At 50.4% G+C, this 24,317-nt stretch carries 16 protein-coding genes and 1 tRNA gene; 4 read left to right on the top strand and 13 right to left on the bottom strand.

The genetic code is table 11. The features are described from left to right. Positions 1–7: 7 nt before the first annotated feature. The 5 genes from ACQY69_RS09950 to ACQY69_RS09930 form a co-directional block, all read right to left on the bottom strand. Positions 8–1,924 carry a glutamine synthetase gene (locus ACQY69_RS09950; protein ID WP_428260368.1) on the bottom strand — a complete coding sequence of 639 codons (1,917 nt, stop codon included), beginning with the start codon at positions 1,922–1,924 and terminating at the stop codon, positions 8–10. A gap of 86 nt (positions 1,925–2,010) precedes the next feature. Next, on the bottom strand, positions 2,011–4,896 hold the full coding sequence (locus tag ACQY69_RS09945) for a UPF0182 family protein (RefSeq protein ID WP_428260367.1): 2,886 nt from the start codon (positions 4,894–4,896) through the stop codon (positions 2,011–2,013). 14 nt (positions 4,897–4,910) lie between these two features. Next, positions 4,911–8,318, bottom strand: coding sequence for a zinc-ribbon domain-containing protein (locus ACQY69_RS09940; protein ID WP_428260366.1), 3,408 nt, complete (start codon positions 8,316–8,318; stop codon positions 4,911–4,913). Between the two features lie 19 nt (positions 8,319–8,337). Further along, positions 8,338–9,279, bottom strand: a complete 942-nt coding sequence (locus ACQY69_RS09935; RefSeq protein WP_428260365.1) for a hypothetical protein — start codon at positions 9,277–9,279, stop codon at positions 8,338–8,340. A 233-nt stretch (positions 9,280–9,512) separates the two neighbouring features. Next, positions 9,513–9,659, bottom strand: a complete 147-nt coding sequence (locus tag ACQY69_RS09930; RefSeq protein WP_428260364.1) for a hypothetical protein — start codon at positions 9,657–9,659, stop codon at positions 9,513–9,515. Positions 9,660–9,805: 146 nt separating this feature from the next. On the opposite strand from ACQY69_RS09930, the gene ACQY69_RS09925 reads away from it, so the two are divergent. Continuing rightward, a tRNA-Lys gene (locus tag ACQY69_RS09925) sits at positions 9,806–9,881 on the top strand. 115 nt (positions 9,882–9,996) lie between these two features. On the opposite strand, the gene ACQY69_RS09920 is transcribed toward ACQY69_RS09925, so the two are convergent. Together ACQY69_RS09920 and ACQY69_RS09915 are read right to left on the bottom strand one after the other, a co-directional pair. Then, the gene (locus tag ACQY69_RS09920; protein ID WP_428260363.1) at positions 9,997–11,364 is read right to left on the bottom strand and encodes a tyrosine-type recombinase/integrase; all 1,368 of its coding nucleotides are present in this window, start codon (positions 11,362–11,364) and stop codon (positions 9,997–9,999) included. A gap of 80 nt (positions 11,365–11,444) precedes the next feature. Then, the gene (locus ACQY69_RS09915) at positions 11,445–12,056 is read right to left on the bottom strand and encodes a helix-turn-helix domain-containing protein (RefSeq protein WP_428260362.1); all 612 of its coding nucleotides are present in this window, start codon (positions 12,054–12,056) and stop codon (positions 11,445–11,447) included. 163 nt (positions 12,057–12,219) lie between these two features. Between ACQY69_RS09915 and ACQY69_RS09910 the strand changes: the two genes are divergently transcribed. From ACQY69_RS09910 to ACQY69_RS09900, 3 genes are read left to right on the top strand one after another with little or no spacing between them, the layout of a single operon-like run. Further along, complete coding sequence (locus tag ACQY69_RS09910) at positions 12,220–12,435, top strand: helix-turn-helix domain-containing protein (RefSeq protein ID WP_428260361.1); 216 nt, start codon at positions 12,220–12,222, stop codon at positions 12,433–12,435. Positions 12,436–12,451: 16 nt separating this feature from the next. After that, entirely contained in the window at positions 12,452–12,829 is a 378-nt protein-coding gene (locus ACQY69_RS09905; protein WP_428260360.1) for a hypothetical protein, read from the top strand. Between the two features lie 45 nt (positions 12,830–12,874). Then, on the top strand, positions 12,875–13,411 hold the full coding sequence (locus ACQY69_RS09900) for a DUF6017 domain-containing protein (protein WP_428260359.1): 537 nt from the start codon (positions 12,875–12,877) through the stop codon (positions 13,409–13,411). A gap of 201 nt (positions 13,412–13,612) precedes the next feature. Here the strand turns inward: ACQY69_RS09900 and ltrA are convergent, their stop codons facing one another. The 6 genes from ltrA to ACQY69_RS09870 all read right to left on the bottom strand — a co-directional run bounded on the left by ltrA (position 13,613) and on the right by ACQY69_RS09870 (position 23,755). Next, the gene (gene ltrA, locus ACQY69_RS09895; RefSeq protein ID WP_428260358.1) at positions 13,613–14,896 is read right to left on the bottom strand and encodes a group II intron reverse transcriptase/maturase; all 1,284 of its coding nucleotides are present in this window, start codon (positions 14,894–14,896) and stop codon (positions 13,613–13,615) included. 754 nt (positions 14,897–15,650) lie between these two features. Next, positions 15,651–17,411: an LPXTG cell wall anchor domain-containing protein gene (locus tag ACQY69_RS09890; RefSeq protein ID WP_428260357.1), complete on the bottom strand. Its 1,761-nt coding sequence runs from the start codon at positions 17,409–17,411 to the stop codon at positions 15,651–15,653. Between the two features lie 309 nt (positions 17,412–17,720). Then, entirely contained in the window at positions 17,721–19,649 is a 1,929-nt protein-coding gene (locus tag ACQY69_RS09885) for an InlB B-repeat-containing protein (RefSeq protein ID WP_428260356.1), read from the bottom strand. A gap of 162 nt (positions 19,650–19,811) precedes the next feature. Further along, positions 19,812–21,905 carry an LPXTG cell wall anchor domain-containing protein gene (locus ACQY69_RS09880; RefSeq protein WP_428260355.1) on the bottom strand — a complete coding sequence of 698 codons (2,094 nt, stop codon included), beginning with the start codon at positions 21,903–21,905 and terminating at the stop codon, positions 19,812–19,814. A gap of 168 nt (positions 21,906–22,073) precedes the next feature. Beyond that, the gene (locus ACQY69_RS09875) at positions 22,074–23,261 is read right to left on the bottom strand and encodes an LPXTG cell wall anchor domain-containing protein (RefSeq protein WP_428260354.1); all 1,188 of its coding nucleotides are present in this window, start codon (positions 23,259–23,261) and stop codon (positions 22,074–22,076) included. Next, a complete protein-coding gene (locus tag ACQY69_RS09870) occupies positions 23,228–23,755 on the bottom strand; it encodes a hypothetical protein (protein ID WP_428260353.1) in 528 nt (175 codons plus the stop codon). The genes ACQY69_RS09875 and ACQY69_RS09870 overlap by 34 nt, the downstream gene beginning before the upstream one ends. Between the last annotated feature and the right edge of the window lie 562 nt (positions 23,756–24,317).

Here is a 24,317-nt window from a genome sequence, read left to right as displayed (position 1 = left end):
TCACTGTTTAAAATAAGTTTTTCTTGTATATTATATAAAGCCGCGTAAGCTCCGCCACCACCTCCTGCATCTCTATCTGCATATCGGAGGCATCGTTGTATCTTCCGCTGTCAAGGGCTTGCTTTATCCTGGTGAGCAGGCAATATTTGTCGAGAGTATCTCTGCCCAGATAATTCCGCAGCCGCTGTATCCTCTCCCAGTAATGTCTGTCGTAATCGACACAGTCCATTTCATCATGGGCCTTGCTGCAGGCTCTGATGAAATCCATGGTGTCAGGGATTATCCTGTCATGGAGCTCGGTAGCCCACTGTGCTCTGACGGCTTCTCTGTAGGAATCCAGCGTCACATCGGTCATCACATCGTCTCTCTTGAATATGGCCAGCTTATCGGCATGCTCATCAAATGCTTTCAGATTCTCCCATACGGTCCTTGGCGCTCTGCCGAAGAACTCATCACGCTCATCGGCCGTATATTCGTCAAACACGTCCTTCTCGCTCCTGTACATCCTGTCCTTTTCCAGATAGAAGTCTTCCTCTCCGTACTCCTTGGAAATGGACTGTTCCAGCTCGGCAGGCGTCTTGCTGTGCTCCAGCGCTTCCTTTATGCCATCCAGCATGGCCATGTACGAAGCGGCCAGAACCAGATATGTATTGCTCTTAGGGTTTGGCGATCTCAGCTCGAATCTGGTAGCCATAGTGTTGCCTATCTGTCTCACCAGTCCTACGAGCACCGTCCTGTTCCTCGACGGCATTTTCGCGCTGTGTCCCAGGGATGTCACCGTGCAGACAGGAGCCTCATATCCCGGCTTCAGTCTGTTGAGGGAATCGTTGGTGGAGCTGACGAAAGGATTGACCACATCGTAATTTTTCAACAGTCCCATCAGCGCGCCAAAGCCTACGGGACTCAGGAATTCGTTCTCCACATCGGCAGGCGAGAAGAGGTTTACACGCCTTCCGTCCTTAAGTCTGGCCGCCACACCCATGTGAGTATGTTCGCCGTTTCCCGCCACACCTTCCACAGGCTTGGCCATGAACGTGACTTCCAGGCCGTAAGTCCTGAATATATCACGGACTACATATTTTATCTGGTTTTCATTGTCGGCCGCCTGTATAGCCGATGAGAATTTCCAGTCTATCTCCAATTGTTCCATCACATGGTCATAATTCCCCGAGTTGCCCAGCTTTGCCTTGACTCCACCGACTTCTTTATGTCCCATTTCCATATTGAAGCCGTACTTCTGAAGCACTACCATCACTTCTTCCAGCGCAGTCCTCACCGGACCGGTAGTCCTCTTCCAGTATTGCTCTTTAAGCATCTGAGCCGTGGAAAGCTGTTCTCTGTCGGCATCGTCATCCGGAGTCTTGACCCAGAATTCCAGCTCCGTAGCGGCTGTGACCTCTATGCCTTCTATCTCGTCGACACTGTCCAGATCCAGATACCGGAACACATACGGATTCTCCCTGAGCAGCTCCATCAGATCCTCGTTGAAATTGTGTATGGCGTCTCTGAGTATCACCCTGGACCCGACACGATATGAATCGTTATGGACCAGTGATGATGGTATCCTGAGGGTCCCTACCGGAAGCCCTGTCTCGTGATCCGGATAGTTGAAATTATGATCCACGAACCAGTTGACGGTAGAATCCGGTATGATATCCACCTTGGCATTGTTGAGTTTCGCTATGTTAGGGAGCACTACACTGGAACCGTCCGTCTGGACACCGTTTTCAAGAAATTTTTCCATATCGTCGATGAATTCCTCCACCGGTATCTTCTCGTCGGTGTCGTGGCCTCCTATATCTATACCCATAAGTGATACGAACTTTATCTCCGGGTGCTGCCGCAGTATTTCCCTGACCTTTTCCGGCTCATGACTGTCCGCGGGAATAACGTATAGCATCTTGTCCAAATCATACGATAACATAACTCATCTCCTTTGTATCTCGCTTAGAACGACAGAACATTCCCGTCAGACCTAACGGCATAAAGGGAATGTTCCGAACGATATTATTATTCACTTAACATATTCAAATACTGCTCCAGCTCATCCAGATACTGGCCGTATGCGGCCCAGTCTCCTTCCTGGGATGCTTTCTGGGCATTTGCAAATGCCTGCTGAGCATTGGAGATCACCTGTGCCTGGCTCATGGTCTGATCCTGACCGCCGCTGCCCTCTCCGGCTGCGGCTGACTGATCGCTTCCTGTGCTTTCCTCAGCGCTTCCTTCTCCGAACAGGGAATTGAGCGCTTCCGCCAGGGTAGTCTCGTAGGCGATCCTGTCTCCGTAAGCTACGATAACTCTCTTGACTTCAGGAATACTGGAATTGGTGGCCTCCAGATATACCGGCTCGATATAGAGCAGCGAATCCTCTATCGGAACAATGAACATATTTCCTCTGCTGTACTGTGACCCTGCCGAGCTCCAGAGCGAGAAATCTTCGGATATCTCCGTATTCTGGTCTATCTGGGCTTCGACCTGCATAGGTCCATATACCGTCTTGCTCTTCGGCATCTGGTACAGTATCAGTTCACCATAATTTTCGCCATCGTTCCTGGCCACAAAGAGCCCCATCAGATTTCGCTTATCCTTAGGAGTGAACGGTATGGAATTTACAAATTCAGCCTTTTCCTCTCCCGGCAGCTTCATGATGTAGTAGTTAGGAGTCATCCTCTGCTCTTCAGTGCCGTATATCTCATCGGATATTTCCCACAGGTCCTCGTTCTGATAGAAGACGTTGACGTCGTTCATGTGATATCTCTGGTATACCTGCGCCTGGATATCCAATAACGTATCCGGATATCTCATGTGAGCCTGTATGCTTTCAGGCATATCATCCAGATCCTTGAACAGGTCAGGGTATATCTTCTTGAAATTCTGAGCGATAGGATCTGTATCATCCACGATGTAATAGTCAGTCGTTCCGTTATAGGCGTCGATGACTACCTTTACAGAATTCCTTATATAATTGATATCCGAATTACTGCTGTAAGGTTCAGAATACGGATATCTGTTGGTATAGGTGTATGCGTCTATTATCCAGTACAGTTTTCCGTCGACTGTGAACATATAAGGGTCTTCATCGTACTCCAGATACGGCATGATCTCCCTTACTCTTTCCTCGATGTTTCTGTTTATCAATATCCTGGAATCGCTGTTGATATTGCCCGATACCAGCATCTTCAAGCTTCTCTCCTTGACGGCGAACATGAACCTGTTGAGCGGATTCAGCTTTATTCCAGCCGTTCCCTCGTACTGGGTATATTTATTTTCGTTGCCGTCAGGGTAGTCGAACTCATCCTCTGACGTATTGACCAGCACATAATTGTTGGTCAGTTCTCCATAGTATATCTCCGGCCGAGTTATCTGTATATCCTCGACGCTGGATACCGGCGGGATATCCCCTACCAACACATCAGGCTGACCGCTGGCCGTTATCTGATCCACCCTGGAAAGGGTTATGCCGTAACCGTGGGTGTACTTGAGGTGCTTGTTGAGCCACGTGTCCTTGATGGAGCTTTCCTGTATCTCCCTGGCCGACAGGAAGGTCTGGGTGTACTCTCCGTTTATCATATATCTGTCCACATCCACATCGTTGAACGAATAGTACTGCCTTATGGCCTGGGTCTGATTGTAGAAAGTGTTGGTCGGCTCATAGTCGTTTATCCTGATGTTGGATATAGTCTCATCGTTATTGCTGATATCCTCGGACGTCAGATCATTGCTGGCCGCGAATTCCCTTGTATCAACATTGTCCAGCCCGTAGGCCGCCTGCGTGAATTCGATGTTGCTTTCCAGATACTGACTCTCCTTGTTTATCTCGTCAGGAGTAACGACCAGGTTCTGGACCAGCAGCCCGGCTCCCGATCCGACCAGGCCGATGATTATCATCAACACAGGCACTGTCACCACGTATTTCACGCGTCTCTTGTTTATACCCACCGCGAATCCGATGGCGGCTATCACCGACAGCACCATAATTATCCTGTACATCCAGAGGGTCACATTGACAGCCGTGAATCCCGCTCCGTAAACTGCTCCTGTGTTTTCAAACAGCAGCCCATATTGTCTCAGGAAAAAGTTTACTCCCACCATGAGAAAGAACAGTACGCCCACGATGATCAGCTGCTTTTCGGCAATGCTCACCAGCATCTTCAGGTTCTTGTTATCCAACGCTCCGCCTCCGGAAGGCCTTTTGAACCCGCCATTGCCGGCTTTTCCCGCGAAGGACTCGGCAAACTTACCGAACATTCCCCCCATGTTTCCAAAAGGCGATCCGCCGCCGGCGCCCGCTGAGCCGGCGTTCTCATTGGAAGCACTTCCGAAACTGTCGTCGCCTTCCTCGAATATCTTCGGCGTCCTCATGGACAGCAGTATCGAATAGTAAATGACCGTCAGCACCGCAAACGCTATCAGCAGTACCAAAACGATCTGATTCACCTCCTCTATGAAATCAAGCCTGAAAACATAGAAGGATACATCCATATTATAAAGCGGATCTTTGATATCAAAGTCCGTACTGTTTACGAATTGCAAAAAATCGAACCACAATCTGGTAACGGCAAAAAACGTCGTTATGGCGCCATATATTGCCGCCAATCCCCACGATATCAGATTGAGCCTGCCATGGTTCACAGGTTCATCGGACGATATCTTCTTAAAATATCCTCTCTTGAGAACTTTGAGATACACGTATGCAAGAAAGGTCACCACTACAAATGTAGGTACACCTATCTTTATCTGCGTGAACAGCTTAGTAAAAAATACCGATACGTAGTCCAGCTCTTTGAACCAGATGAAGTCCGTAATGAACCCTATCAGGCTGAAAAACAGCAGCAGGATCACGACCACAGCCACTATTATCCACAATAACGGTCTCCTCTTCTTCCCTTTTGCCAAAGTTTACCTCCTCATTAAACTTCATAGCGCGCCGACATCATCATGACGAATTCATGATCCGGATACATCGCATATACCCTTTCGACAGAATTGCCTCCGATGGTTTCTCTCACCCATACATAATAGTGATTGCCGGCCTGTCTTATCTCTCCAATCTCGAGTTTTTCAAAATCCCCTTTCATCCCCTGGCCGCTGAGGGCCGAGATCTCCGTATATAAATTGCTGTCAGGATCTATCGATCCGAGCACTGCTTCATCGCCGTCTCTCATCAGGTTGACCAGATTGGACTCAAAATCTATTATTTCGCCTACGACCTGTTCGTCATAATATACGGGATAGTTATCCTCATCTCTACCCCACTCTACTTGGGTCATAGGCTGTGATAGGACCAGGTCCGATACCTCTGCGTCCCTTTCCTGATCATACGCCAGATCCGAGCTGTAGGCTATCTCCTTTATATTGTCGTCCACATTCCTGTCGCGCTGCGACCTTATAAGGTCTGTCTTGTCTTCCATAGGCTCTGTCCTGACCTGTGCGGCTATGACGCTGTATTCAGTATCATCGCCGGTTATGAGCTGTATCACCTTGTTGAGCTGATTGTCAATAAATTCCGCCGCTGCGCTCTGCGGAGCCAGGAACCTTATTCCCATGCCTACGACTTCCGCAGCGAGTATCACGATAAGGACTATGAGAACTATCTTCAGAGCCAGTCTGCCTTTACCGCCGCTCTTTTCTCCCTCATCTACGTCATCTGACGCGACGTTATCGAAATCCGAATCGCGCTTCGCGAGGATCTTAGCCTCCTTGGCCCTTTCCTTTTCAAGGCGCTTTCTCTCCTTTTCTCTCTTCTTCAGCTCTTTCTTGGAAAGCTGGGACTCATCTTCGTCATCGAAAAAGCTGTCGTCATAGAAGTCATCCATGTCGTTCTGGCTTCTTTGCCTCTGCTGCTCCCTGTAATTCGCCGCCTCGGCATTGCCGTAGTTGTCGAAATCATTGGCTGCCGCGGCCTGCCTGAAGGCATCGCTTCCGGACATCTCATTCTTAGGCATCACCAGCGTTTCGTTGAGGCCCGGTTTTTCCTCTGTTTTAAATGCTTCACTCAGATTCCCGGCCTGGATAGTATCGCTCATCCTGAACTCACCTGTCTGCTGAGTCCCCTGATATATCTCGCCCAGCTGTTCGGTCTGCGGCTGATCCTGCTGGAACTGCAGCTCCTGAACCTCAGGCTCCTGAGTATACTGACTCTGCTGTGGCTGCTGGGTCTGTGGCTGCTGAGCAGCGCCGCCCAGATCGTTCACGCTCTCGAACTGCGAAAGCAGATCATCAGCTTCCCCGGCAGACGACTCTCCGGCTGTTCCTGTCTTGAAATCTATCGGCTTCGCATCAGTTGGCTGCGCCCCGTCCGCATACGCTGTTGCGGCTCCTGCTCCGATAACAGCACCTGCGGCTGCACCGGCCAGCGCCGCTCCGGCAACAGCCGCGCCTTTCCCGTCATTCTGCACAGGCTGCTGTTCCGTCTGTTCTTCGCCGCTTGCCATATTATTGGTCTCCGCCGCCTTATCCAGGCTGTCGAAGAACTCATCATCACTTTCAGGCGCCGGATTTGGCTTTTTGGACGCCACGATAGTATCATCGTTGAGCCCCGCTTTGATGGAGGCTTTATCTATCGTCCTCGTATGTACAAATTCCTCGTTGGAGAGCATCGTCTCTCTTCCGGTCACCGGTCTTTCGGCAGCTTTTTCAGAATGCACGTCCTGAGACTGCGGCTGCGCTCCGCTCGCCTTCGGCTCGGCCTCCTCCAGCTCTGCGAAGAAGGTATCCCTCGCTCTGGCCATTTCGTTTATCTGGTTTTTTGTCGCCTGATGCGCTTCCTCCACTTCACGGCTTACCTTGCTGTCGCGCATCTGATCGATGCCATCTCTCATCGCTGCCACCGTGGCTTTTATCTTGGCAGCTTCCTCATCTCTCATCCTGGCTGTCTGCTCGATCACCTTGCGGACTTCTTCCTGAGCGACCGCCTGATTGGCTTCTCTGGTTATCTTCCGGCGTTCTTCTTCAAGACGCTTCTGAGCCTCCGCGGCTTCCAGCTGCTTTCTTTCCTGCTCGGCCTTGAATCTGGCCTCCGTCTCGGCAGCCAGTCTGGCCTCCTGCCGTGCTCTTATCCTGGCAGCCTCCTGTGCTGCTTTCAAGTCAGCTTCCGCCTTTATCCTGGCTTCTTCGGCGGCTTTTATCTTAGCTTCAGCTTCGGCTCGCTGTCTGGCTTCTTCCTCAAGTCTCAGTCTTTCCGCCTCTTCAGCCTGACGTTTAGCCTCTTCGGCAGCCTTTATCCTGGCCTCCTCAGCCTGCCGCGCCTCCTCTTCAGCCTTTCTCTTAGCGATCTCCGCAAGGCGCGCTGCTTCCTCTTCGGCTCGCCTTCTGGCCTCAGCCTCTGCTGCTATCTTCGCTTCTTCCTCCGCACGAAGACGAGCGGCTTCTTCAGCCTGGCGCTTAGCCTCCTCCTCGGCAGCCTTCTTGGCGGCCTCCTCGGCTTGCCTTCTGGCCTCAGCCTCTGCCGCCGCGACCTTTCTGGCTTCTTCGATAGCGGCCAGTCTGGCTTCTTCTTCTTTTCTCTTGGCTTCTTTCTCAGCTTCCTGAGCTTCTATCCGCTGGAGCACATCGGACTCAAAAGCCTTAGGCTGATAAGGCTTTACGATCCCCTCCCTTTCCAGGAACGCTTCCATCGACGGATCTTCGGTCCTGGCTTCGAATTTCTGCTTAGCCAGCTCTTCCGCCTCGGACATCTCGTTTTTTATAGCATTTCCGGATTTCACCTTCTCATATTCTCTGTTGAGAAGCTGCTGGAATTCTTCATTTTTCTTGTTAAACGTATAGAACTTGTCTATCCTGTCAGCCGCGCTCATCGTCTTGATCTCTTCAGTCGCAGATGCCGAAGATGGCGATGTCACTGCATGTGCCCCCTGCGCCGTGTCTCCTGCCGATGACGAAAGTCCCAGGCCCGGCGCTTCCGCGGCGACATCCTGCACTGTACGATCTGCGTCAGAAGCCGCTGTCACGCTCCTTCGCGCTGTAGCAGGCACTGTATCCGGTATATCGCTGGGATCTGCGTTCCAGTCGAAGTCTACGTCTTCGGTTTTCGCCGGACCTCTCCCCGGGTACTCTTCAACATTCCATTTGAATTCATCGAATAATGGTTCCCTCGGAGTATCGTCTGTCTTCGTTTCCTGTTTCTTCTCCGCCCCCGGCGTCGGCACTGATGCCGCTGCCGGCGCCACTGACGCGGCCGCCTGAGGTTTTGCCGTCGCAGACACTGCAGCCGCAGGATCATCATGCTGCTGAGGTGCCGCTGCCGTTACAGGGCTTCCGCAGTGGTTGCAGAATTTCGAGCCATCCGCAATCTCATTGCCGCAATTCTTACAATACATATATTCCTCCTTCTGGATATTACTCTTTGATCAGCGCTTCCAATTCCGATGTCGTGTATTTCTTCCCGCTTCTCCCAACATCATATCCTATCGTATTCTTCGTTTCGTTCTCTATATCGCTTTCGATCCTCAGCTCACCTATCGAATCGAGGTCTATCTCTCCGTACGGAAGATCTTTTCCGTCATCTCTCATCAGTTCCGGCTGGTCCGGTTCCTGTTCGACGACAGCATCTCTTTCATCGCCCTGCTCCTCGGCAGGCTGCTCCATCCTGTTTTCAGGCTCTTCCGGCTCACCTTCCGGAGCGCTTTCCGCCTCGGAGACCAGCTCATCCTCACGGATTTCATCATCGCCCGGCCCGCTGCCATCGTCTGCCGCTGTTTCCGGTCCCGCCGCTTCATCATTCAACCCCTCAGCCACAGGCCTGACTGAGGCAGTCTCCGCCGCCAGTCCTAACTTCATTATCTTCGAGGAGTCTCGCCCCAATCCTGTTTCTTCAGACTTTTCCGTACCGGACATCGGTGTCGTTTCCATAAAGGCCGGCTCTTCTCCAAACTGCTTTTTCGATGTTTCGTCTGTTTCCTCTGCCCCGTTGTTTTCACCCCTGTCATCGCTACGAGGCGAACGTTCCGTGTCTCTAACCCATCCGAAAGGATCCCAGCTCCCGATCCTTCCCGACTTGTCCGACGCCCTTTCCGCCATGACGGACTCGACATACGCCAGATCGCGCTTTATATCCTTCAAGTCCCTGTCAGGTCCCTCCGGGAAGATCTCCTGCCCTTCCGCACCCATCTCATGAGTCTCGCGCGAAAGTTCCTGTGTAAGCTTTTCCAAATTCTCCTCTATGGCTTTTATGCTGTCGGTCCGCATTTCCGACTCGCGCTTCCAGACCATGAAGGATACGACACATACCGCAACAAAAAAAACCAGGGCCACAACAACTACAACTATGATTGTCGTCATGTAATCTTCTCCCAATTAATATGGTTTAATCGTAAAATATCGGTCTGATATACAATTACACAATTATACAGTCTCATGTATTATACTATATATAGGCTTCGATTTCAAATGCATATGTAAAAAAGTGTATACAAAAGCAGGCTTTTTCCAGCTTTCCAGTGAAATTCCCCGAAAAAAGCCTGCTACGGGCGGCGTATATTTTCAAAAATTAACGCCAGCCGCGTTCCGCAGCCCTATCTGCTGCTGGTGTGTCTTGCCCTGTCCTCTGCTCTGTCGGATTTCTCCGCTCTGTCACAGTGCTTTTTCTCACTTCTTTCACTCTTAGCGCTTCTGCGGTCTTTTTCGCTTCCGCACTGGTCGCTCATCTTGTTCCTTTTCATTTTCATCCCTCCTCGTCTTTAGTTTGCGCTCATTTATTTTGCGTATGTGAGGAAATAAATTGATTTTTTTGTTGACAAGTCCTTTGTAAACCGCTATAATTGAATCTGCTCGACAAGAAAAGCTCCAGCTTTTTTATCGACTGTGAGCACCATTAGCTCAGCTGGCAGAGCACCTGACTCTTAATCAGGGTGTCCAGGGTTCGATCCCCTGATGGTGTACCAAGAGAATCCTCAAATGCATTGAAAACAGGGCGTTTGAGGATTTTAATTTTTTGAGATTCGTTTACATAATGTCCATCTTCCCACAAATCTTCCCACAAGCCTGTGGGAAGATCCTTCAGCCGGTGACTGCTTTTTCAAAGATATCAACGGCCTTTCGCCTTGATTCATCGTCCACATGCGAGTATGTGTTGAGCGTGATCTTGATGTCGGAATGTCCGAGAAGCATCTGCACATCTTTGAGATTCGCGCCGTGGTTCACAAGTGTGCTCGCATATGTGTGCCTGAGTGCGTGGAAGTGAAAGTGCTCAAGTCCGCAAACTTCCTTCTGCAGAACTTTATTGCAGTATTTCAGCGACTGTGTCGTAAGGAGCTCACCGTCCTGCTTGGAGCAGACGAAAAACAGCGGCTGCAAAGGCTCTTTCATGTTGGCTTCTTCGATGAATTTTCCCTTTGTTACTCTGCTGCTCAGCACGCCGTCGTCTGCATATGCTTTCGTAAATATCTGCCAGTGCACGCGCCCCCTGATCTCGCGCGGCTGCATGAAATGCTGGTGGTAATACTGCCCGTATCTGCTCTGCCTCTCAAGCTGTTCCTTCTTAGCCTGCTTCAGGATTTCAAGAAGGCTTTCGCCAAAATCGACTACCCTCGGCTTGCCATTCTTTGGGACTTTCAGCTCCCAGCACTTTTCTTCCTTGTCATAGTACATGGATCGTCTAACTGTGAGCCGCGCTCTTTCAAAGTCGATATCTTCCCAGTTCAGCCCGCAGACCTCACCCGCTCTAAGTCCCGTATAGTAAGCAATCTGTACAGGCAGAGCATAATAACTGAGATGTTCATTCTTCAGAAAGAACTCTACGGCTTTTTCAAACTCTCCGTGAGTTATCGTACTCACTTTGTTTTCTTCGCTGTCACCGAATATCTTCACGACTTTCTGCTGTCTTCTCTTCTTCACATACTGCATGGGATTTTCGCGAAGATATCTTTTGGGATAGACCGCATACTTGAACATGCCGTTGAGTACGCTGAAATGCTTTCTCAGTGTGCTTTCGGCATATGCTCTGACCGTCCTGTTTCCCCTCTCATCGAATTTTCCGTAGCTTTTGAGGTCTACATATGCCTGAATGTCTTCTATGGTCAGATCGCGCAGTTTTCTCGACCCGAGCTCTTCCTTTTTAATGTGCTTTATAGCAGCCTGCAGTCCCGTCCTGCTGTTTGAAGCCATATCGCTGTTTTCCACCTCAGATTCCCACCACTGGTCGCATAATTCCGCTACTGTAAGGCTTCCGGGATCGAACAGTTCTCCTTCATATTTGTAATCATTAAGAGCCTGTTTGAGCATCAGCTCTGTTTCCTTCTTTGTCTTTCCTCCTTTGAATTCCCTCTGCTTCCAGCTGCCATCGCTTTCCTGAACCCTGAAGCGATAGTACCACTGATTGCCTTTCTTCCTTACACTTCCATTCTGTAACGATTCGTTTGCTGTCATCGTGTTCTCCTTTCCGCAGAACACTTTGTGGGATATTGACAACATAATACTGTTTAAACCATGCCCGATCCGTATTCTGCTCAGCCGTAGAAATCCTGCAGATTTTTCAGGCGCGCCAGAGCGGCTTTGCTGTCGCCCGGGTACGCTTTTATGAGCTCTGAAATCTCCAGGAATGCATTAGATGTATGTAAAATTTCACGGAGAAACATGGTTTCGTTGAATTCGCCCGCAGAATCAAATCCGATCTCCTTCGCGATGTCTGCGTACATTTCTTCGTTCCTGCCATATCTCTGATATGCTGTCTCAAGCGACTTGTTGAAGGCCTCGTACTCCCTGAGAACAAAGAGCAGCAGTGCCTTTGAAAACTCCTTCCCGGTATCGTCCACATCGATATCAAGACAAGTCTTTACCTTTTCAAGCTCGTCGAGCACCTCCACAGCCACCTTACTGCTGACATCCGCCTTCATGTCATCGGTTTTGCCTGTGAGCCATTCCTCAGACACATGCAGCGCCTTGGCGAGCCCCTCAACTACCAGCTTTTTGGTATTGTCAATAGTCCCGCTCTCATACCGCTGTATGGTGGATTTGTTTACATCAAGCTTATCCGCAAGGTAATCCTGCGTGAGTTTAAGCTCCTTCCTTCTCGTTTTGACACGAGTTCCTATGGTTTTTCTCAATTCTTTATCAAACATATCCCTTATCCTTATGTATTTTTTTACAGTATATCACGGCACCCCTTTGATTGCAATACGCAATTTATTTATTTTTATTAAAATGGCATAACGCTTGACATATTGTCGAGAGGCTGTATAATATAGTTGCAATACGCAATAATCATATGGAAGGAGTGGTTGCATGAACGGCAATAAACTGGCAATGACGGTAGAGGAAGCGGCAGAATATACGGGAATCGGCAGGAACACCATGAGGCAGCTCATAGAATGGAAAGCCATGCCTGTTCTGAAGGTGGGGAGAAAGATACTCATACCGACCGATGTTCTCATAAAATTCATATCGCTGAATCAAAATGTAAATCTCAGGGACAAAAGCGAGATCCACAAGATCTCATAGGCAGGGGGATGATCGATTGAGCAGACAGAAAAACAATTTTTCTTCAGGAAGTCCAATAGTCGATCAGATGTACGGGATGGAGATCACGGGCAATGTCATTCCGCTTAACTGGTTCAAAACGATAACAACATCTAACGGCAAACCAAACAGCACAGCAATCATGCTGCTGAGTGACATTGTCTACTGGTACCGTCCAAAGATATTGAGGGATGAGGCGACGGGAGAATTTATCGGGATAAAAAAACGCTTTAAAGCAGACCTTCTGCAGCGAAGCTACAGGCAGTTTTCAGAGCAGTTCGGATACTCCAAGAGACAGGTCACGGAAGCAATAAAGGCGCTTGAAACTCTCGGAGTTATCAGAAGGGAGTTCAGAACGGTATCGACAAACATGTAGAAGCTGAGCAATGTCCTGTATATAGAATTATTCCCCGACAAGCTCATGGAGCTCACTTATCCGGAGAAAGCAGGGGGCGATGTATCACTTTCAAATGTGATACCTATCACTTTAAAAAGTGACAGGGTATCACATATTTCCGATATTGATATGACTGAAAACCGCCATACAAATACAGAGAACACGACAGAGAATATTATTACAAAAGACTATCCACTTCCAGGTGAGGCGGCTGCCGTTTTCAAAGATCAGATCCATTATGAAGCTCTCATATCCGATCTGCCCTTTAAGAAAACCGCGATAGATGAGCTCGTAAACATCGCGGCAGAAGTGCTTACAAGCAGCAAAAAAACTATCCGGGTAAACAAAGAAGAACGGCCGTCTTCCCAGGTAAAGGATCGGTTCCGTAAGCTCAACATCGAGCATATAAAATATGTTCTCGATGAACTCAGCCGCTGTAAATCCGATGTGGCATATATGCGAGCCTTCCTGATAACGCTGATGTACAACGCTCCTGCGACGATAGACAGCTACTACACAGTCAAAGTGAATCACGACATGATGCACGCAGAAAAACAATGAGCTCTGCGTGCATATTTGTTAGCAAGCACTGCATTTATACTCCTGCCGGAGCTAAAACGCATATGTCAGGAGGCCCTGAAACCCTAATCAATTTTTAGAGCTTCTTTGCATAATCGAGTAGGAGGAAATTCCTCTGATTGGGGAATTTCCGACCTCTCACACCACCGCTCATGCGGTTCCGCAAGCGGCGGTTCAACCAACTTAACATATGACACGCCTTTCGGCGTAGTAATTACTCATGGAGACTAGCCCAAATGTGGTTAGTCTTTCATTGCTTATCGCTTTATGTACCCAGCCGTTATGCGCAAGCCTCGCATAACGGTCTCCACTGTAGGCAATTTTGTATGCCGCCCAGCGGGGTACGTCCAGCTTCATCAGGTTCTTTGCCCTATTCTGCGGTGTTTTCCAATGCTTCCAAATACACATCCGCAGACGGTAGCGTATGTTTCTGTCCAAACGCTCACATAATCCCTTCATGCTCCCGATTTTGAAGTAGTTTATCCATCCTCGGATAAGCTGGTTCAGTTTCTGCACTTTGTAACTGTTGCTCACTCCCCAGCTCCTGCATGTCAGCTTCTTCATCTGTGCTTTGAATTTCGCTACTGCTTTCGGGTGCGGTCTGGCTTTATATCCTTTGGCTAATGTGTCATAGTAAAATCCAAATCCGAGATACTTGATTCCTTTGGGCTTGTCCACCTTGCTCTTTTCAGCATTTACTTTCAATCCCAGCTTTTCCTCAATAAATCGGGTAGCACTTTTCATTACCCTCTCCGCCGCCTGCTTACTTCCTACCATGATAATCAGATCGTCCGCATAGCGCACGAAATCCAACCCTCTTGCCTCAAGCTCTTTATCCAACTCGTTCAGCATGACATTTGCCAACAGCGGCGATATATTCCCTCCCTGTGGTGTGCCGACAACTGTATCTTCATACTCGTCATCGATCATCACTCCACTGGCCAGAAATTTCCTTACCACTGAGATAACGTCTCCGTCCTTTATTGTCCGTCCGAAAATCGTCATCAACTTGTCATGGTTTACCGTGTCGAAGAACTTTGCAAGGTCGATATCCACTATCCAGCTATGCCCATCGTTCATCATCTCTAATGCTTTCAGCACTGCCTGTTGCGCACACCGATTCGGTCTGAATCCATAACTATGCTCGTGAAACTGCTCCTCGAAGATTGGCGTGAGTACTTGTGTTACTGCCTGTTGTACAAACCGGTCAACTACCGTTGGTATTCCAAGGTTTCTTGTCCCTCCATCTGGTTTTGGTATCTCCACCCGTCTAACTGGCTGCGGTTTGTACTTCCTTGTCCGCAGCTGCTTCCTGATGTTTTCGCCGTTTTCCGCAAGATATGCGCCAAGCTCTTCAACGGTCATCCCGTCTACGCCTGCCGCTCCTTTGTTTCTGACGATTTGCAGATATGCCGCATTGAGGTTATCTTTGCTCACTATCTGCTCCATGAGACTTCTTGTGTCCATGCGTTGTTTCCTTTCTCCCCCTTTTGCCTTTGCCGCCTTTGATGTCATCGACAGGCGTTTGCTCCGGCTACGAAGTGGAACGTACTTCAACTGATTGATTGTTCGGTCCTTCGCTCCATCCCCATTACAGGAACTTCTTCACTACTACGACCTCTGCTGACTTCTCACAGTTCGTTGTTACTACGGCTAATGAGACCGCCTGTGAGACCTCCCCGCTTAAGGTGCGGACTCTTTCCCTCCATATACCTGCCACATTTACTGGTACTTCCAGCAACTTTTGGACTTCGATGTTTCTTGCCGTCTTATCCGTATTTCCCAGCCTTATATGTGGTTTCTGTCCGTCAGGTCAGAGGTTTGCCTACAGCTTCCTTCAGATTTCACCTCACGGTGAACACACTTGCTGTTCAGCTATGTGCTTCGTCGTTGCCTACGCGCACTCGGGACTTTCACCCGTTAGAGCCCGCCCATGGCGGGCGAACAAGAAAAACGCTCAGCAAGTAATTTCTTGCTGAGCGTCTTAAAATCATGCTGGAGAGTGACTCCGGTTGTCTATTCTTTTTTCAGGAGACATATTTACCGTCACCGACCTTTATCTTTAACCTTTCAATTTTCAATCAGTTTGCGTGACTGCTTTTTGCGAAAGCGAGAAATGTTCACTTCCAGCATATATTCACATCGAGTTTTTTGAAAACGGGCAGTGACAGTCTTTCGGTCACTGCCCGCTTATCATAATGCTATTTCGGGTTTGTCAATGTTATTTAGTGATCCCTTTCTTTTTTCTCTTGTCTGTAACACCCAACACGGTCAGAACACCACCGCTGGCAAACAGCAGAGCGACCAACAGGAACATATTGCTGTTATCGCCGGTCTGGGGGCTTTCTGTTTTCTCAGAAGGCTTGCCAGGCTGTTCGGGCTTTTCGCTGGTTTCAAACGGCGTGTTGGAGCCAAGGATAGCATACTGGCTCAGATGGGTAGTCTCAAACACCAGGAAGTCACCTTCCACCACTGCATCAAAGCGTTCCAGCGGGTCACCCAGATATACCGCCTGGTAGTATTTGTAGCCCTTCAGGTGGTCGTTCATCGGGATTTTGACCGTCATGGGGTTATCCTTGATTTCCAGAGCTTTACCGTCTTTTCTAACGCTGATCTCGTAAATGGACAGCAGGCCCGGCAGCTCCTCTTTCAGTTCCGGACGGCTTCCCAGCACGCTTTCCTGTGCAATGGTGTCGGCATAAAGCTCTGCACCCTCCGGTACGCCGTCGGTCAGGGAGATGGAAACGCCGGTATCGGAAGCAGTCAGATTCTTGACACCCGGATCGGTAGAAGTCCCGGACGGGGATACTTTGATCACATCATTGGTGCAGTAGTAGCTATACATGCCGGTCTTTACCACGTTGGTGGTATAGCCTGCCGGAATATCTTCTTCGGTCGCACCGCTGACGCCTTCTCCAGCCACAGGCACTACAATTTTTGTCAGGGTTGTCTGACCCCAATCCTCCGCAGTTACTTTATCAACGGCGGTCTGATAGACCAACCACTGGGATTGATTCGGGTCTCCTCCCCAATAAAACTTCTGCCCGTCCTTGATCAGCACTGTCATAGAGCTGATATCGCCTGTTCTGGCGGTGATGGTTTCCCCTGAGTCGGTATATCCCTCAGGCAGAGCGTCCTTTTCAAGTCCGTCAACGGTAGCAATTTGAACGGCAAGATATTCATTTTGGCTAGGAAGTCCTTCCACCTTCACCAGCTCGTGGATATAGCCCACAGGCTTGCCGTTTGTTAAATCGCTGCCGGTTAAGATTGTTCCGTAACTAACGCCGTATTTCTTTCCGTCCTCGCCCTTGGTGAGAACCTTCCAGTTTTGAGCAACATATCCACTTTCAAATATGACATTTTCCCTTTCGGTGGTCTCCCCCTCGATGCCGGAATTGGCGGTCAGGGCAAGCTCTGTTTCCAGATTACCTGTGAAGGGAAGGGTTGAGGATGTTGTCGATACAAAGGCCGCAGAATAAGTGTTTTCACCTGCGCTCTTATACGCTGTCACAGAAGCGTTTGAGCCGACCTTGAGCAGACCCTGTGTTCCCTCGGCCATAAAGCGGATCGCCGCAGTCTGAGACGTTTTGTTTTCATTGATGGTCAGGGAGCCGTCTCCGGTAATTTCCAGATTGCCGCCCCAGCCGAAGCCCCATACAACCAGTTCGGCGATATGATTGTCACCCACCAGATGAAGCTTCAAATCGTCGCCCATCTCGTTGGTGGCAAGGGTCATTTCCGGGTGGTTGTAGTTTGTCAGGGTGATGGTGTTGGTAGCCTTGTCATAGACAGCGCCCTCCACAGTGTCAACTTTGCCGCTGTTTGAGTACAGAAACTTGCCTGTTTCTCCCTGAACCAGCTGCACCCATGCGGAGCTCATGTCCCCGGACGAGGGGCCGTTCGCCGCAAACGCCGGCACAGCCATTCCAACAGCCATACAAAGCGTCAGCAGTCCTGCAAGAAGTTTGCGCTTTAGTTTCATGATTGATTTTTCTCCTTTCAAGATAACTTTTATGTGAATATACAGGTTTGATCATTCTTTTTGGTGTGTCACCGCCTTTTTCTCTGTGTTCTATGCCATCCGTTCCCCGGCGCGCCGGTTCAGGCAGCCAGGGCGGAACGAATAACCTTCTTTGCCGCAGTTAAAGTTCTTTATGCTTTGGTGAAGACCAAAGCATAAAGAAGGGATATCCCTTCTGCAAAACAACGCTGGCTACACCGGGGCGGGCTGTGGTTTTTGCATGAAGCCCGCCCGCAGGCGCTTTTGCCGGTTTTGTTTTATCTTTAAGCCTTATTTCCCGGCCGCTGTTTTTTTCCGTTTGTAGAACAGCATCCCCAGCAATCCGCCGCAGGAAACCATCATCAGGCTGATCCACAGCGCCATATTGCTGCTGTCCCCGGTCTGGGGGCTTTCTATTTGCTCAGAAGGCTTGCCCTGCTGTTCGGGTTTGGCTGGGTCGGTTGGGTCAGCCGGGTCAGCGGGGTCTGTCGGGGTGGTCGGGTCAGTCGGCCCAGCCGGATCGGTGGGATCTGTTGGAGTAGTGGGGTCAGTTGGGTCGGTGGGGTCGGTCGGCTTTTCGCTGGTTTCAAACGGCGTGTTGGAACCAAGGATTGCGTACTGGCTCAAATGGTCGGTTTCAAACACGAGGAAGTCTCCTTCCACCACCGCGTCAAAGCGTTCCAATGGGTCGCCCAGATACACCGCCTGATAGTATTTGTAGCCTTTCAGGTGGTCGTTCAGCGGGATTTTCACCGTCATGGGATTGTCCTTGATTTCAAGGGTTTCCCCATTCTGGCGGACGCTGATGTCGTAAATGGACAGCAGGCCCGGCAGCTCCTCTTTCAGCTCCGGACGGCTTTCCAGTACGCTTTCCTGCGCGATAGTATCAGCGGAAAGGGTCGCGTCCTCCGGCACACCGTCGGTCAGGGAGATGGAAACGTTGGTGTCGGAGTCGGTCAGCTCGGTAACGGCCTTCTCCCATTTTGCGTAAACCTGCATATCATAGCTATTATCCATCCAATTGTCGCTTGCCGTATCTGTAATCAGGCTTTCGTCCGTGCAGTCGGGAGATGTGCACCAGCCGACGAAGGCATAGCCCTCACGCACAGGAACAACTTCACCGATGTCGAAAAACCTGCTCTCCTCTTCATCCTTCCAGTCGGTTTCACGGATAGGCGCATCCCCGTCCTTCAACTTTCCGCCGTTTGGGTTGAAAGTCACGGTTCGACCCTCCGTATAATGTGCTGTTAACTCAGTGAGTCTCTCAATAGAATTACATTTAGAAAGGTTATTTTCCCAATCAAATGTTATGATGGATTTTCCGCCCTCCACTACGATATCGCTTTCATCGATGCCAAGTCCGTAGTACCATCCGCCAAAATGCCATCCGGGCCTGACAATATTCGGGAGCACCAGCTGCTGCGCCTCGCGCTGCATATAATAGCCTTTCGGGAACTGTTCCAGTTCCTCCGCAGTAAACTCTTCTCCGTAGAAACCCGTAATTTTATAACTCAACTCGTAATAAGGCTCGTAAAAGGCAACGGTAGCTCCTGCCATAGTAGTAGATTTCGCATCATAGACATGGTGCAGGCCATATGGGCCGCCAAACCCATCTCCCTCGTTATTCGTGCTGCCGCCGGAAACCGATCTAAGAACCATAGGGAGGCCGGTTTCGTTGATATAGCCTGTGTTAATTTCCCTCGTTGTCTCCATCAATGTATTTAACTGCTCCCGGGTATCCTCCGTGCACGCTTCATCTTTCAGAAGGTCATCCAGGTCTCCTCTATCATAGGCGATTTTTGTCAGATTAAAGTCTTCCGGAATAGCGGTAAGCTTTGAAATATCGGGCGTACTCGTTATCAGTTGGCTGTGGTATTCCCAATCGAACTCAAATCCGGAGCTAGGCTTGCTCAAAAGGAGCTCCACGTTGGCCATCATTACATCCCTCTGATAGTCCAGCCTTCCATCCAAATCGTAATTACCCCAACCATTTGGGTCGAAGTCGTAGTCTCCCTCGGTACGGAATGTCTCACCGGGCATAATCAGCTCGTCGCTTATATTCCAGTCATTTCCTTTGTTCAAAACGTGTTCTTCAATGGTGTATTGCGGTCCCTCCGCGCCCTGCTCCTGTTCAGCAGGCGTAGTGGCTGCGGCTGCCGGTACGGCCATTCCCGCCGCCATGCAAAGCGTCAGCAAACCTGCAAGTATTTTTCGCTTCATGATTGTTTCCTCCTTGTCAAATAAGATTGTTTATCCTTTGGTGTAAGCAAAGGATAGAAGGGGCGCCCCTTCTAAAAATTTTTCCTGCCGGCTGCCTGGGACAGGTTTTGCATGAAGCCCCGCCTGCAGGCGCTTTTGCCGGTTTTGTTTTATCTCTCAGCCTTATTTCTCGGCCGCCGCCTTTTTCCGCCTGTAGAACAGCATTCCCAGCACGCCGCCGCAGGAAGCCATCATCAGGCCGATCCACAGCGCCATATCGCTGCTGTCCCCGGTCTGGGGGCTTTCTGTTTGCCCAGAAGGCTTGCCCTGCTGTTCGGGCTTGGCTGGATCGGTTGGCTCAGTCGGGTCGGTAGGAGTGGTCGGGTCAGTAGGATCCGTTGGGTCAGTAGGATCCGTTGGGTCAGTAGGATCCGTTGGCTCAGTGGGTTCAACCGGCTCCAAAGAGGAACGAACCTGCACATATTTTTCGTTCTGATACTCTGTGCCGGCAGGATCGCCAATAATTTCCTCAGCCGCAGCAGAATCACCGGCCGCTACAACAGGATCGGTGTAGCCAGATAAGTCAGGTTTCCAGCGCATGGCGCCCTTTCCGCCGCTGGCAGTGACAACCGCTCCGTCGGAGATGGTGAAGATCCCCTTCTGATCGCCGCCCAATTCACCAAAGATATCTTCCTGGCCAGCAAAGATACCATAGTGCTCGCCGCTTGCAGAAGAGGCATTTACTACGGTTCCGGCTCCGCTGACGATGACATCACCGCAGATGCCGTGATCGTTTACGGAAGAAATATTCACCTTCGCTCCGTTAATCGCCGTAAGGTCAGTATTAATGCCCGGAGTGCCGAAACCGGCATCCTGAGTTGCATTGTTCTTCGCATTCAGCGTCGCGCCGTCCACCGTCAGTCCGCCGATTGCTCTGACTGCGGCATATGGCTGATCCTGCTCGTCGCTGGAAAAGTCAACGGTAAGATCTACAGACGCCCCGTCTTCAATGGTAATGGTATTGTTGCCAAACAGGCCGAAATAGGTGCCGCTGGTGGTCAGGCTTCCGTTTCCTTTGACCGTCATAGCCCCGTGGGAATAAACCGCGGAGTGAGGGAAGTCCCCTTCTCCGGTAATCTGATTCTCACCTTTCAGCACAAGGGTAAAGTTCTCTTCCTGCGCCCATACAGCGCCGAAGCCGCTGGATGTCAGCTGGGCGTTATCCAGCGTCAAGGTGTTGACCGCCGGATCATAGTACGCCGTGGCGCCGTCACCGTCGGCATCACCCAGAATGTCGCTGGCGTTGGCGCTGGTGACGGTGACGCCGTTCACCTTTACCGCATACGTCTGTACCCCGGATGTTTCTACTTCAGCCTTGCACACCGTACAAACCCCGTTTGCTATCTGATGCACTCCGTACTGGTCTTTTTCGGCGCAGCCCTCTGCCGTGCAGGCTTTCCAGTGATGTGTGCCGTCGCTGATCCAGTCTTCCGCCCAGACATGCTCGTGCTGCTCTTTGTATACCAGCCTGAGATCGTAATATTTATCCACCACCTCATGTACCACTACCACAGGTCTTCCCTCAGTGTTTATAGACCCTACTGTTCTCGATGACTCAATGCGCTCAAGCACCGTTTTGACCATCAGGTTATCCCTGGTGACATTCGCCAGCTCAGGAACCGTTGTCTTATTCTCCTCGAAATAGGCATAGAGCAGATCTATTATGGCTTCTATATCAGCATCATCTGCAGCTTCTATGCCCTCCTTGTATAGCTTCTGGTCGCTGCCGGGCAAAGCCACATCTACAACTCCCGTATAATGCTTAATGATCTCCGTGTTGACCTTAGGTGAGTCGTCTTCAACGAATGTCTCTTTGCTCGCGCTGCTCCACTCAGTCCATTCCGTCACATCAAAGCTCGCCGGATTACCCCGATCGCCGGTGCCGGAAATAGCTTCCCGCGCTTTCACCTCCACGCGAAAGTTTGTGGGTTCTGTTAAATCCCCAAACGTTTTAAAGGTATAGTCAGTAGCCTGGCGAACCGTTTCTTTCTCCTTTAGATTCTCATCGACGAAAAGGGACACTTCATACTCAAAGATCTCCAGCTCTCCGATGGGTTCCGGCTGGCTCCAGCTGACTTTCAAACCGCTGTTTGTCCACTCCCGCTTTAAATCTCCCGGAGCAGCCGGCGCATCCGCCGCAAACACGGTCATGGGCAGCATTCCCAACACCATGCACAGGGAAAGCAGCAACGCCGTCAGTTTCCTTTTTGCTTGCATTGTATTTTTCCTCCTTGTCAAATAAGATTGCTTATCCTTTGGTAGATATCAAAGGATAGAAGGGATATCCCTTCTTGAAAAAGATACCGGCTGCGCCGGGGCGGGCTGTGGTTTTTGCACGAAGCCCGCCCGCAGGCGCTTTTGCCGGTTTTGTTTTATCTCTCAGTCTTATTTCCCGGCCGCCGCCTTTTTCCGCCTGTAGAACAGCATCCCCAGCACGCCGCCGCAGGAGGCCATCATCAGGCCGATCCACAGCGCCATATCGCTGCCGTCCCCAGTCTGGGGGCTTTCTGTTTGCCCAGAAGGCTTGCCCTGCTGTTCGGGCTTGGCTGGATCGGTTGGCTCAGTCGGGTCGGTAGGAGTGGTCGGGTCAGTAGGATCCGTTGGCTCTCCGGTTCCTGTTGCAGGGATGGCTTCAGTCTGCACATAGTCGCAGACCGTGCAGTCACGCTCTCTGGAGCCCGCTTCGGTCTCAGTGGCCTCTTTGGTTACTTTCCAATCGCCGTAGGTATGGTTTGCCACATTCAGCTTTTCACCGCAGGAGCATTCCTGCCAGTGGTCGGTTTCGTCATATTTCCACGTTTCATCATGGATGCCGTGCTCATGCCCGATCTCCGGGATGATTTCAACCTGCACATATTCACAGACCGTACAGCCGCGCTCTCTGGAACCCACTTCGGTTTCAGTGGCCTCTTTGGTTACTTTCCAATCGCCGTAGATATGGTTTGCCACATTCAGCTTTTCACCGCAGGAGCATTCCTGCCAGTGCTGGGTTTCGTCATATTTCCATGCTTCATCATGGATGCCATGCTCATGTTCAAGCATCGGAATGGTTTCGACCTGCACGTATTTGCAGACCGTACAGCCGCGCTCTCTGGAGCCCGCTTCGGTCTCGGTGGCCTCTTTGGTTACTTTCCAATCGCCGTAGGTATGGTTTGCCACATTCAGCTTTTCACCGCAGGAGCATTCCTGCCAGTGCTGGGTTTTGTCATATTTCCACGTTTCATCATGGATGCCGTGCTCATGCCCGATCTCCGGGATGATTTCAACCTGCACATATTCACAGACCGCACAGCCGCGCTCTCTGGAACCCGCTTCAGTCTCGGTGGCCTCTTTGGTTACTTTCCAATCGCCGTAGGTATGGTTTGCCACATTGAGCTTTTCACCGCAGGAGCATTCCTGCCAGTGCTGGGTTTCGTCATATTTCCATGCTTCATCGTGAACATCGTGCGTATGAACCGGCAGCGTCTCTGTCTGCGTATATTTGCAGATGGAGCAGGTACGTTCTCTGGAACCTGTTTCGGTTGTGGTAGGCTCCTTTGTTATCGTCCAATCACCGAAAGTATGGTTGCCCACTTCAGATTTCTCTCCGCAGCTGCATTCTTTCCAATGCTGGGTTCCATTATTTTTCCAGCCGCCGAAGCTGTGTTCATGGGGGGAGTAGACCCCTCTCCGCCGCCGGAGCCTTCAAGTGTAGCCCAGTCACCCCATTCTCCTGGGCTGGTAACGTATTCGTTGGGAAACTCTCCGACAATGATGCAGCTTCTCGCCCTTATTTCAACTGTGTATTTTTCGCGAGCCTCCGTCATCAGGCTGCCATTAAACAGATGATATCTCTGTACTGTCAAATCGGGACCGTCAATTATTGTCTCGCCGAGCTTCAACCGAAGCTCGTATTGATACTGGCCGCCGCCCGAGGGCGCGTCCCACTGTACCATGCTTTTAGGGCTCTCTGCCCATCGTATGTTTTGGGGCATACCTGCGCCTGCCGCAAACACTGTCGCCGGCAGTATTCCTACCACCATGCATAAGGACAGCAGCAGCGCCAGCAAACTCTTTTTTCGAAGCATCTTCATTCTCTCCTTTGCAAATAGAATCAGTTTTTGGTATTTCCGCCGTCCGGTCCGGACGGATCCTTTCCTCCGGCTGGCGGGTTATCCTGTGCCTTCCGCTTTTTCCTGTATAAGAATACAAGCAGCAGCGCCAGCAGGACAGCCACCGGTATCGCGGCCAACAGAACGATGTAGACGGCGTTTCCATCCTTGGTTTTTTGCTGTTCTTACTGTAGCGCCTTTTTCGGGATTTGTGCAGGTCGCTTTAGCGCCAATTTCCCAAAAATTATGTGGCGCACCTGCGCCAATCTATTTTTTGTGTGAAAATTCCAAAACACCTTGATTGTGCAAAAGGGATTGCCGATCATGACAGGCGGCCTGCTACGTCCTGTAAACTTAAGAGGTATTACACTCTGTACAGGGTGGATGGCCTCAATTTTCCGCTCAAAGCTTCGTTTCTCAAAATGGCGCAGGTGCGCCACAGTGTTTTTTTAGTTTGGCGCTAAAACGGCCTGTTAAAAACACCAGCTTCCTGCTATGATAAAAAACGAAAAGTTCACATGATGGAAGGCCGGCCAGG

This window comes from Gallibacter sp. Marseille-QA0791, assembly GCF_965119705.1.
Taxonomy (GTDB): Bacteria; Bacillota; Clostridia; order Peptostreptococcales; family Anaerovoracaceae; genus Lentihominibacter; species Lentihominibacter excrementipullorum.
Note: the sequence above shows the minus strand (reverse complement) of the source record. Positions and strands in the feature narration are given on the sequence as shown.